The organism is Pseudomonas saudiphocaensis, from assembly GCF_000756775.1.
GTDB classification, from domain to species: Bacteria; Pseudomonadota; Gammaproteobacteria; order Pseudomonadales; family Pseudomonadaceae; genus Stutzerimonas; species Stutzerimonas saudiphocaensis.
Genome location: NZ_CCSF01000001.1, coordinates 980,561 through 992,219, shown reverse-complemented (window position 1 = coordinate 992,219; position 11,659 = coordinate 980,561). Strand labels below are relative to the sequence as shown.

At 58.9% G+C, this 11,659-nt stretch carries 10 protein-coding genes; all 10 read left to right on the top strand.

What is annotated here, in order from left to right; translation table 11 throughout:
• The first annotated feature begins 41 nt into the window (after positions 1-41).
• The 10 genes from odhB to htpG all read left to right on the top strand — a co-directional run bounded on the left by odhB (position 42) and on the right by htpG (position 11,477).
• Complete coding sequence (gene odhB, locus BN1079_RS04710; protein WP_037022701.1) at positions 42-1,253, top strand: 2-oxoglutarate dehydrogenase complex dihydrolipoyllysine-residue succinyltransferase; 1,212 nt, start codon at positions 42-44, stop codon at positions 1,251-1,253.
• Between the two features lie 91 nt (positions 1,254-1,344).
• Entirely contained in the window at positions 1,345-2,781 is a 1,437-nt protein-coding gene (gene lpdA / locus BN1079_RS04705) for a dihydrolipoyl dehydrogenase (protein WP_037022700.1), read from the top strand.
• 153 nt (positions 2,782-2,934) lie between these two features.
• Positions 2,935-4,101 carry an ADP-forming succinate--CoA ligase subunit beta gene (gene sucC / locus BN1079_RS04700; protein ID WP_037022699.1) on the top strand — a complete coding sequence of 389 codons (1,167 nt, stop codon included), beginning with the start codon at positions 2,935-2,937 and terminating at the stop codon, positions 4,099-4,101.
• Positions 4,101-4,982, top strand: a complete 882-nt coding sequence (sucD, locus tag BN1079_RS04695; RefSeq protein WP_037022696.1) for a succinate--CoA ligase subunit alpha — start codon at positions 4,101-4,103, stop codon at positions 4,980-4,982. The genes sucC and sucD overlap by 1 nt, the downstream gene beginning before the upstream one ends.
• A 226-nt stretch (positions 4,983-5,208) precedes the next feature.
• Entirely contained in the window at positions 5,209-6,516 is a 1,308-nt protein-coding gene (gene brnQ / locus BN1079_RS04690) for a branched-chain amino acid transport system II carrier protein (protein ID WP_037022695.1), read from the top strand.
• A gap of 92 nt (positions 6,517-6,608) precedes the next feature.
• Positions 6,609-7,334: a DUF599 domain-containing protein gene (locus BN1079_RS04685; RefSeq protein ID WP_037022693.1), complete on the top strand. Its 726-nt coding sequence runs from the start codon at positions 6,609-6,611 to the stop codon at positions 7,332-7,334.
• 58 nt (positions 7,335-7,392) lie between these two features.
• Positions 7,393-7,842: a PaaI family thioesterase gene (locus tag BN1079_RS04680; RefSeq protein ID WP_037022691.1), complete on the top strand. Its 450-nt coding sequence runs from the start codon at positions 7,393-7,395 to the stop codon at positions 7,840-7,842.
• Positions 7,839-8,285: a PaaI family thioesterase gene (locus tag BN1079_RS04675; RefSeq protein ID WP_037022688.1), complete on the top strand. Its 447-nt coding sequence runs from the start codon at positions 7,839-7,841 to the stop codon at positions 8,283-8,285. The genes BN1079_RS04680 and BN1079_RS04675 overlap by 4 nt, the downstream gene beginning before the upstream one ends.
• A gap of 109 nt (positions 8,286-8,394) precedes the next feature.
• On the top strand, positions 8,395-9,408 hold the full coding sequence (locus BN1079_RS04670) for a hypothetical protein (RefSeq protein WP_037022686.1): 1,014 nt from the start codon (positions 8,395-8,397) through the stop codon (positions 9,406-9,408).
• A 158-nt stretch (positions 9,409-9,566) separates the two neighbouring features.
• Positions 9,567-11,477, top strand: a complete 1,911-nt coding sequence (htpG, locus tag BN1079_RS04665) for a molecular chaperone HtpG (RefSeq protein ID WP_037022685.1) — start codon at positions 9,567-9,569, stop codon at positions 11,475-11,477.
• Positions 11,478-11,659: the final 182 nt, after the last annotated feature.

Below are 11,659 nucleotides of genomic sequence, written 5' to 3'. Positions count from 1 at the left end.
CGCGGCCTCGCCGTAGAAACCGAATTAATAGGACCCAGCTAATGGCTATCGAGATCAAAGCCCCCCAATTTCCCGAGTCGGTCGCGGACGGCACCGTTGCCACCTGGCACAAGCAGCCGGGTGAAGCAGTCAAGCGCGACGAGCTGATCGTCGACATCGAGACCGACAAGGTCGTAATGGAAGTTCTCGCCGAAGCTGATGGCGTGCTGACCGAAATCCTCAAAAACGAAGGCGATACCGTACTCAGCGGCGAGCTGCTCGGTAAGCTCGAGGCCGGCGCAACTGCCACCGCAACCGCAGCACCTGCAGCTGCCCCATCCGCAGCGCCGGAAGCTGCTCCAGCCGCTGCTGCCGACGATGCGATTCTGGCTCCGGCTGCGCGCAAGCTGGCTGAAGAAAATGGTATCGACCCCAACAGTGTCAAAGGCACTGGCAAGGACGGTCGCGTCACCAAGGAAGACGTGGTTGCCGCCATTGAAGCCAAGAAATCCGCTCCGGCTGCCAAGCCTGCCGCGGCTGCCGCTGCGCCTGTCGTTACCGCGGCTGGTGATCGCACAGAGAAGCGTGTGCCGATGACTCGCCTGCGTGCCAAGGTTGCCGAGCGTCTGGTCGAAGCGCAGTCGAACATGGCTATGCTGACCACCTTCAACGAAGTCGACATGACTGAAATCATGGCCCTTCGCTCGAAGTACAAGGAACTGTTCGAGAAGACCCATAACGGCGTACGCCTGGGCTTCATGTCGTTCTTCGTCAAGGCTTCCGTTGAGGCACTGAAGCGCTTCCCGGCAGTCAACGCTTCCATCGACGGCACCGACATCGTTTACCACGCGTATCAGGATATCGGCGTTGCCGTTTCCAGCGATCGCGGCCTGGTAGTTCCGGTCCTGCGCAATGCTGAGCTGATGAGCCTGGCGGAAGTTGAAAATGGTATCGCGACCTTCGGCAAGAAGGCCCGTGACGGCAAGCTGTCCATCGAAGAGATGACTGGCGGCACCTTCACCATCACCAACGGGGGTACTTTCGGTTCGATGATGTCGACTCCGATCGTCAACCCGCCGCAGGCCGCTATTCTGGGCATGCACAACATCATGCAGCGTCCGATGGCGATCAATGGTGAAGTTGTCATTCGCCCGATGATGTACTTGGCTCTGTCCTACGATCATCGCTTGATCGACGGCAAGGAAGCGGTCAGCTTCCTGGTTACCATCAAGAACCTGCTCGAAGATCCGGCCCGCCTGCTGCTGGACATCTAAAAAAGCAGCGGCAAGCTGCAAGCGGGAGCTGCCTTGCGCTAGCTTCGCTTGTGGCTTGCCGCTTTTCGCTTGAAGCAAGAGAGGATATGCAATGAGTCAGAAATTTGACGTCGTCGTCATCGGTGCCGGTCCTGGCGGCTATGTGGCTGCCATCCGCGCAGCGCAGCTGGGCTTGAAGACTGCCTGCATCGAAAAATACCAGGGCAAGGATGGCAAGACTGCTCTGGGTGGCACCTGCCTGAACGTGGGTTGCATTCCGTCCAAGGCGCTGCTGGATAGCTCCTACAAATTTCATGAAGCCCAAGAGAGCTTCAACGTTCACGGCATCAGCACTGGCGACGTCAAGATGGACGTGCCGACCATGGTGGCGCGCAAGGACCAGATCGTTAAGAACCTCACCGGTGGTGTGTCAGCACTGCTCAAGGCCAACGGCGTGACCGTTTTCGAAGGCCACGGCAAGCTGCTGGCCGGCAAGCAGGTCGAAGTCACCAAGCTCGACGGCAGCACTGAGACCCTGGCGGCCGAGAACGTCATTCTCGCTTCCGGCTCCAAGCCAGTCGACATTCCGCCGGCTCCGGTCGATCAGAAGGTCATCGTCGATTCCACTGGTGCATTGGACTTCCAGACCGTTCCGGCGCGTCTGGGCGTGATCGGTGCAGGTGTCATTGGCCTCGAACTCGGCTCGGTATGGTCGCGCCTGGGTGCCGAAGTTACCGTTATTGAGGCAATGGACAAGTTCCTGCCGGCTGCCGATGAGCAGATTTCCAAGGAAGCCTTCAAGGTGCTTTCCAAGCAGGGCCTGAAGATCCTGCTGGGCGCTCGTCTGACCGCCTCCGAAATCAAGGGCGAGGAAGTCACCGTCAGCTTCACTACTGCGGAAGGCGAGCAGCAGCTGACTTTCGACAAGCTGATCGTTGCGGTCGGCCGTCGTCCGGTGACCACTGATCTGCTGGCTTCCGATTCCGGTGTGGACATGGATGAGCGCGGCTTCATCTTCGTCAATGATCAGTGTGCGACCAGCGTTCCGGGCGTTTATGCCATTGGTGACGTAGTGCGTGGCGCGATGCTCGCCCACAAGGCTTCGGAAGAAGGCGTGATGGTTGCCGAGCGCATCGCCGGTCACAAGTCGCAAATGAACTACGACCTGATTCCGTCGGTCATCTATACCCATCCGGAAATCGCTTGGGTCGGCAAAACCGAGCAGGCGCTGAAGGCTGAAGGCGTTGAAATCAACGTTGGTACCTTCCCGTTCGCCGCAAGTGGCCGCGCCATGGCAGCCAACGACACTGCCGGTCTGGTCAAGGTCATCGCTGACGCCAAGACCGACCGTGTCCTGGGTGTGCACGTGATGGGCCCGGCGGCCGCCGAGCTGGTTCAGCAGGGCGCCATCGGTATGGAATTCGGCACCAGTGCCGAGGACCTGGGCATGATGGTGTTCTCACACCCAACCATGTCCGAAGCGCTGCATGAGGCGGCGTTGGCGGTAAACGGTCATGCTATCCACATCGCCAACCGCAAGAAGCGCTAATGGCCTTGTGAGCTGACCAAGCCCGCCGTGTTCAATGAACACCGCGGGCTTTTTTGCAGGTCGTTGAAAGGTATCCAGGATAGTTTTCAGCGACTTGGGGTGGCGCGGCGAACAGCCCGTGCCTGGTTCATCTCAACCTGAACGGTAGTCAGCATGAATCTTCACGAGTATCAAGGTAAGCAGCTTTTTGCCGAGTACGGTTTGCCGGTTTCGGCAGGCTATGCGGTAGACAATCCTCGCGAGGCAGCCGAGGCATGCGACAAAATCGGTGGCACTGAATGGGTGGTCAAAGCCCAGGTGCACGCCGGTGGTCGTGGCAAGGCTGGCGGCGTAAAGCTGGTGCGCAGCAAGGACGAGGCCCGAGCGTTCGCACAGCAATGGCTTGGAGAACGTCTGGTGACCTACCAGACCGACGCTAATGGCCAGCCGGTCAGCAAGATTCTGGTCGAATCCTGTACCGAGATCGAGAAAGAGCTCTATCTGGGGGCAGTGGTTGATCGCTCAACGCGGCGGATCGTCTTTATGGCATCCACCGAAGGTGGCGTGGATATCGAGAAGGTCGCCCATGACACTCCGGAAAAGATCCTCAAGGCTACCGTCGATCCGCTGCTGGGCGCGCAACCCTTCCAGGGCCGCGAGCTGGCTTTCCAGCTGGGGCTCAAGGGCGATCAGGTCAAGCAGTTCGTTCATATCTTCGTCGGCCTGGCCAAGCTGTTTGTCGACTACGATCTGGCGCTGCTGGAAGTCAATCCGCTGGTGATCAAGAAGGACGGCAATCTGCATTGCCTGGATGCCAAGGTCAACATAGACAGCAATGCCATCTACCGCCAGCCAAAGCTGCGTGATATGGCCGACCCGTCCCAGGACGATCAGCGCGAAGCTCATGCGGCGCGTTGGGAACTCAACTATGTGGCGCTCGACGGCAATATCGGCTGCATGGTCAACGGTGCAGGTCTGGCCATGGGCACCATGGACATCGTCAATCTGCATGGCGGCAGGCCGGCCAACTTTCTCGATGTCGGTGGTGGCGCCACCGAGGAGCGGGTGGCCGAAGCCTTCAAGATCATCCTTTCCGATCAAAACGTTGCAGCGGTGTTGGTGAATATCTTCGGCGGCATCGTGCGTTGCGACATGATCGCCGAAGGCATCATTGGCGCGGTGAAGGAAGTGGGCGTGAAGGTGCCGGTGGTGGTGCGCCTTGAAGGCAACAATGCCGATCTTGGAGCCAAGATGCTGAGCGAAAGCGGACTGAATATCATCGGTGCGATCAGCCTCACCGATGCAGCTGTGCAGGTTGTCAAAGCTGCGGAGGGCAAGTAATGAGCATCCTTATCAACAAGGACACCAAAGTCATCTGCCAAGGCTTTACTGGCTCACAAGGCACGTTCCACTCCGAGCAGGCCATTGAGTACGGCACACAGATGGTCGGTGGTGTTACCCCGGGCAAGGGCGGCACCACGCATTTGGGCCTACCGGTGTTCAACACCGTACGCGAAGCGGTGGAGGCCACCGGCGCAGATGCTTCAGTGATCTACGTGCCGGCGCCGTTCTGCAAGGACTCGATCATCGAGGCGGCGATGAGCGGCATCAAGTTGATCGTCTGTATCACTGAAGGCATTCCGACGCTCGATATGCTGGAAGTGAAGATCAAGTGTGACGAGCTAGGTGTGCGACTCATCGGCCCGAACTGCCCGGGCGTAATTACTCCCGGCGAGTGCAAGATCGGTATCCAGCCAGGGCATATTCATTTGCCAGGGAAAGTGGGCATCGTCTCGCGCTCAGGGACCCTCACTTATGAAGCGGTCAAGCAGACCACCGACGCCGGCTTCGGCCAGTCAACCTGTGTGGGCATCGGCGGTGACCCGATTCCGGGCTCAAGCTTCATCGATATCCTCGCGATGTTCCAAGAGGACCCGCAGACCGAAGCGATTGTCATGATCGGCGAAATCGGTGGCTCTGCCGAGGAAGAGGCCGCGGCATATATCAAGGCTAATGTCACCAAGCCGGTGGTCTCTTACATCGCAGGTGTGACCGCGCCGCCTGGCAAGCGCATGGGCCATGCGGGTGCGATCATCTCTGGGGGTAAGGGCACTGCGGATGAGAAGTTCGCCGCGCTGCAGGATGCCGGAGTGAAAACCGTGCGTTCCCTGGCCGACATAGGCAAGGCGCTGGCCGAAGTGACGGGCTGGGAAACCCGCTAAACCTCATCGATGAATAAAAATGCCGGTCAGCTTTGCTGACTGGCATTTTTCGTTGGGGCCTAAACACGGCAGGCTTGCCGGCTTCAGTGGGTGAAAGACAATTTTCGTCGCAAGAAACTCGTCTCCAGCCGGCAATTCCAGTAAGGTGCCACGTCTTTTTTTGCGAGCGGCACATCGCCGCGATTGAACAGCCAGGGCGCTTGCGTCTTTAGCAGTGGTATCCCCAATGACTCGATTGAAAGGCCAGGACGTCCTGGCACTTGGTTTCATGACGTTCGCGCTATTTCTTGGCGCGGGCAACATCATCTTTCCCCCTAGCGCCGGTATGGCTGCCGGTGATCGCATCGTGCCCGCTTCAATCGGCTTCCTGCTGACCGGCGTCGGCCTGCCGTTGCTGACAGTAGTGGCACTGGCTCGTGTGGGCGGCGGTATGGATCGGCTGACTGCACCGCTGGGGCGTTGGGCAGGCCTAGCGCTGGCCGTGGCCGTTTATCTGGCCATCGGTCCACTGTTCGCGACGCCGCGTACGGCAACAGTTTCGTTCGAAATGGGCATTGCGCCCTTTACCGGTAATACGGCCGCCCCGTTGTTCATCTATACCTCCGTGTTCTTCCTGGCGGTGTTGTTTCTGGTGCTCAACCCCGGACGACTCATCGACCGAGTCGGCAAATTCATTACCCCCGTCCTGCTGGCTGCACTGGCTGTTCTGGGTTGCGCCGCATTATTCGCACCCGCTGGTGCGATTGGTGAGACCGCCGAAAGCTATCGGGCCAGTCCGCTACTCAAGGGATTCCTGGACGGGTACCTGACCATGGACGCACTGGGGGCGTTGGTGTTCGGCATCGTGATTGCCACTGCGATTCGTGATCGCGGTGTCACCGAAGCGGCACTGGTGACCCGTTACTCGATGATTGCGGGCGTAATTGCGGCAATTGGACTTTCGCTGGTGTATTTGGCGCTGTTCTATCTCGGTGCTACCAGCCATAGCATCGCCGGTGATGCCTCCAATGGCGTGCAGATCCTGACGACATACGTTCAACACACCTTCGGCAGTACTGGCAGCCTGTTGATGGCCGTGGTCATCACGCTGGCTTGCCTGACGACCGCTGTTGGGCTGACGGCGGCTTGTGGAGAGTTCTTCAGCGGTGTGCTGCCGGTGAGCTATCGCACAGTAGTAGTGGTATTCACCGGGTTCAGCCTGCTGGTTTCCAACCAGGGGTTGACCCAGCTGATCAGCGTCTCCGTTCCGGTTCTGGTGGGCCTTTATCCGCTGGCGATCGTGCTGGTCGCCCTCAGCTTGCTGGATCGCTTGTGGGTATCAGCGCCTCGCATTTTTATCCCGACGATGGCGATCACGCTGATCTTCGGCGTGGTGGATGGCTTGGCTGCGGCAGGCTTCGATCAACTGGTGCCGGAGCTGTTCAAGCAGTTGCCGTTTGCCCAGCAGGGCATGGGTTGGCTGGTGCCGGTACTGGTGACGCTGTTGGCCGCGATCATCGTGGACCGAGTGGCGGGCGCACCCAGGGCCGCCTGACTCCCAGGGCGCTCCGGCAATAGCCAGCAGGCTCGACAGAGCGTCAAGCCTGCTGGCTATAATGCGGCACAGCGCCAGAAGGAGGAGGCCTGATGTCCATTCCTGAACATTTGCTGCCGCATGTGATTGCGGTGGTCTGGTTTGTTGCCTGCTGGGTCGGTTACACCCACTATGCCATCTGGCGCGGTCGGGACACGGCCTGTCTGGCCAGTGTGCTGCATCTATATCGCAAGGACTGGATGCAGCGCCTGATGTTGCGCGACAACCGTATCGCCGACGCCAACGTGATCGGCAATCTTGAACGCAACGCTTCGTTCTTTGCCTCAAGTACGCTGATTATTCTGGCCGGTGTTCTGACTGCACTGGGTGCCTCCGATCGCGCGGTGACCCTGCTGGCTGAATTACCTTTCGCACAGCCCGTAAGCCGGGAACTGTCCGAGGTCAAGCTGCTCGCCCTGGCGGTGGTCTTCGTCTACGCCTTCTTCACCTTCAGCTGGTGCATGCGCCAATACAATTTTGCCGCCGTGCTGGTGGCGTCGGCGCCCATGGTGGGAGAACGTAACGTCAGTGATCAGGAGCGAAAGTCCTTTGCTGAGCGTTCCGCGCGTGTCATTTCAATGGCTGCCAATCAGTTCAACTTTGGGTTGCGCGCGTACTACTTCGGCATGGCGACTTTGTCCTGGTTCATCAATCCCTGGTTTTTCATGGTGGTGACAGCAGGCGTGGTACTGATTCTTTACCACCGTGAGTTCCATTCCTCTGTGCTCGACGTGATGGTATTCACGCCAACCTTGCCGAGCGAAGCGCCCAAGGAATAGGTAGCCCGGCAGCGAGGCGTTACCATGCGCGGCTTGTTTTACCGTCGAGACTTCGCCCATGAGCGACCCTGTGATTCTGGAGCGTACCCAGCGCTTCCTTTCCTTCCTGCGGCATTGCCAAGTTCTGGGTATGAGTGTTGAGCGGGCCGACCGAAGCGGACTGACCCTGCGCCTTCCCTACAGCGACCATATCGTCAGCGACCCTGAAACCCGGATCATCCACGGTGGCGCCATCACGACGTTGATGGATACCACCTGCGGCATTTCCACGGCCTGCGCATTGCCTGAACTGGAAATATGCCCAACGCTGGATCTGCGTATCGATTACATGCATCCCGCCGAGCCGGATCATGATGTGTTCGGTTTCGCTGAATGCTATCGCGTGACTCCGACCGTGATTTTTACCCGTGGCGTCGCCTATCAGCGAGATATCAACGAACCCATCGCCCATGTCGTCGGTGCATTCATGCGAATGGGTAAAACTGGCGTGGTGGGGATGAAAGCATGAGCGAGAGAAATTTGAATGACTGGGTGCGCCAGGCCCACGAAACCAATAACTATGATCCGCTGCTACAGATGGTTCCCTACGCACGGCTCATCGGTATCGAATGCCTGCGTCTGGGGGACGAAATGGTCTTTCGCCTACCTAGCAACATGGACAACATCGGCAATCCCACGCTGCCGGCACTGCATGGCGGAGTGATTGCCGGATTCATGGAACATGCGGCGATGCTGCATTTGTTGATGTTCATGGGCAGCCCGCATTTGCCCAAAATCATCGACTTCTCGATAGATTATCTGCGAGCCGGTCATTATCGTGACACCTTTGCCGCTTGCCAGGTCTGGCGCCAAGGGCGTCGTGTAGCCAATGTCGCAGTCACGGCCTGGCAAACCAATCAGAGCGAGCCCATTGCCACTGCACGTTGCCACTTCAAGGTGGATGAGCCCTAACAGGCCGGGTTCTGCACGGCAAGGCAAGTTGCTGAAGTTTGCCGTCAGGGGGCTTAACGACCTGCCAAGGCGAAAGCGGCTACCACCACAGATGCCACAAGGATATTGAATGGATGCGTTGCTGATACTCGGCGGATTGCTGCTGATGGTCGTCGCTGTCGTCTGGCTGGTAGTACTGGCCTTTGGTACCAGCCTGCTATGGGGTGTCGGCGCGCTGCTCCCGCCGATTACGCCTATCTATGTCGTTGCTCATTGGAAGACGGCACGCAAGGCGATCGGGCTTTTCGGATTAGGCGTTATCCCACTTGTGGTGGGGCTTTCTCTGCTGGCCAGTCAGGCACCGGAGCGATTCGAAACGCTTGTTGGGCTCAAGTGGCTTGAGCCAGGCAAGGCGGCCCAGAATGCCAGGCCGGGTATAGGCCTGCGTGGCCAGCTGTACGGGCGTCCTTTCAACCCGAGTGTCGGAACCCTTACCGGCGATGTACTGACGCTGCGTGAAGGCAGCGATCCCTTCGCTCGACAGGAATTGATCGTCCGGCTTGATAGCGTCCAGCCTGGTGCCGCCTTGAGCCTCGATATCCTGCCGGAAGACGTCGATCCCCCGGCTTTGGTGGAAATCAGCTGGACGCAGCCGGAGCAGGAGCTGCCCGAGGCGCGCAGAGTCGACAACGGCTACACGCTGCACCTCGATCTACAACGAGTATCACCTGACAAGCTGTCTGGTGATTTTCATCTGGTTCTACCCGTGCATCTGCGCACCAGCATCAGTGGCAGTATCGAACTGCTTGTCGACGAGTTGAAAGCTGGCGAAGAACAGCTTGTGCACGCTCCTGAACAGGCCCAGGAAAGCGACAGGCAGAAAAACTCCGTTGAGGAAGATTCTGCAGTCCGGGAGGATCGCCGGCACGGTTTTACCCTGCAGCATCTGCTGCGTGATCCGGCGAGCTATGTCCAGCTGCGAGTGCGTGCCCATACGGAGCGGGGGGCAATGGCCGAAGGGCGCTTCATCGGTATCGACCGGGAGGGCAACCTGGCTATCAGGCATCTGCTCAAAGGTTCGGGGCAGGCGGTCTACAACCTTGCACCGGACGAAATCGTGATGCTCGAACTGCTTGAGCCCTAGCAGTCTGCTGATGCCGCTGCGGGCATAAAACCTTTTGGACTGCAGCGGGCCTTCGGAAGATCTGCCTATAACACTTGAATTCCTGACCACGGCCCCCCATCTGCCTGTCATCGCCGCTTTTGCGGCCCGTGCCATTGATGATGTGGAGTTCGTAGACGATGAGTGCCGTGGAAACTCAAAACAAAGAAACCCTGGGCTTCCAGACTGAGGTGAAGCAGCTGCTTCACCTGATGATTCATTCGCTGTATTCGAACAAGGAAATCTTCCTTCGCGAACTGATCTCCAACGCTTCCGACGCCGCGGACAAGCTGCGCTTCGAGGCGCTGGCCAAACCCGAGTTGCTCGAAGGCGCCGGTGATCTGCGGATTCGTGTCAGCTTCGACAAGGACGCCAAGACCGTTACCCTCGATGACAACGGTATCGGCATGAATCGCGAAGAGATCGTGGCTCATCTGGGCACCATCGCGAAATCAGGCACCGCCGATTTCCTCAAGCATCTGACTGGCGACCAGAAGAAGGACTCGCATCTGATCGGCCAGTTTGGCGTCGGCTTCTACTCGGCATTCATCGTTGCCGACCAGGTTGAAGTCTTCAGCCGTCGCGCCGGCACCCCGGCGGAAGAGGGTGTTTACTGGTCCTCGAAAGGCGAGGGCGAGTTCGAAGTGGCCACCATCGAGAAGGCCGAACGCGGCACCCGTATCGTCCTGCACCTAAAGGCTGGAGAAGAAGAATTTGCTGATGGCTGGCGTCTGCGCAACGTCATCAAGAAGTACTCCGACCATATCGCGCTGCCTATCGAGCTGCCGAAAGAGTTCCACGGTGAGGAGAAAGACAAGCCGGCCGAGCCGGAGTGGGAAACCGTCAACCGCGCCAGCGCGCTCTGGACCCGTCCGCGCACCGAGGTGAAGGACGAGGAATATCAGGAGTTCTACAAGCACGTCGCCCACGACTTCGAGAACCCGCTGGCCTGGAGCCACAACAAGGTCGAAGGCAAGCTGGAATACACCTCCTTGCTCTACGTGCCGGGCCGCGCACCGTTCGACCTGTACCAGCGCGAAGCGCCCAAGGGCCTCAAGCTCTATGTGCAGCGCGTGTTCATCATGGACCAGGCCGACGAGTTCCTGCCGCTGTACCTGCGCTTCATCAAAGGCGTGGTCGATTCCAACGACCTGTCGCTGAACGTCTCGCGCGAGATCCTGCAGAAGGACCCGGTGATCGACTCCATGAAGTCGGCGCTGACCAAGCGCGTGCTGGACATGCTGGAGAAGCTGGCGAAGAACGAGCCCGAGCAGTACGCCTCCTTCTGGAAGCAGTTCGGCCAGGTGCTCAAGGAAGGTCCCGCCGAAGACTTTGCCAACAAGGAGAAGATCGCCAGTCTGCTGCGCTTCGCCTCCACCCAGGACGCCTCCGGCGAGCAGACGGTTTCGCTGGCCGATTACCTGGGCCGCGTGAAGGACGGCCAGGACAAGATCTACTTCCTCACCGGCGAGTCCTACGCCCAGGTCAAGAACAGCCCGCACCTGGAAGTCTTCCGCAAGAAGGGCATCGAAGTGCTGCTGCTCACCGATCGCATCGACGAGTGGCTGATGAGCTACCTGACCGAGTTCGACGGCAAGCAGTTCGTCGATGTTGCTCGGGGCGATCTGGATCTGGGCAAGCTGGATTCGGAAGAAGACAAGAAGGCCCAGGAAGAAATCGCCAAGGCGAAGGAAGGCCTGGTGGAGCGCCTCAAGGGTGCGCTGGGTGACGCAGTGGCCGAGGTGCGGGTTTCCCATCGTCTCACCGACTCCCCTGCGATCCTCGCCATCGGCGAGCAGGACCTGGGGCTGCAGATGCGCCAGATCCTCGAAGCCAGCGGGCAGAAGGTGCCGGAGTCCAAGCCGATCTTCGAGATCAACCCGCAGCACCCGCTGATCGAAAAGCTGGATGCCGAGCCGGACGAAGATCGCTTCGCCGATCTCTCGCATATCCTTTTCGATCAGGCAGCACTGGCTGCGGGCGACAGCCTCAAGGATCCGGCAGCCTATGTGCAGCGCCTGAACCGACTGTTGGTTGAGCTTTCCGCTTAAGCATTTGTGAAAAAGAACAGAAGGCCCGTCGATGACGGGCCTTCTGCGTTTCAGGGAGCGACTGGGTAATTGCAATCGGTGGGAAGTCTGGAGTTGAACAATATTAATGCGCGAGCGGGGCAGATCTTCTTTAAATCCTGAACCCACCTACTGGCCGGTGGTCTATCCGCTTGGCTGTCAGG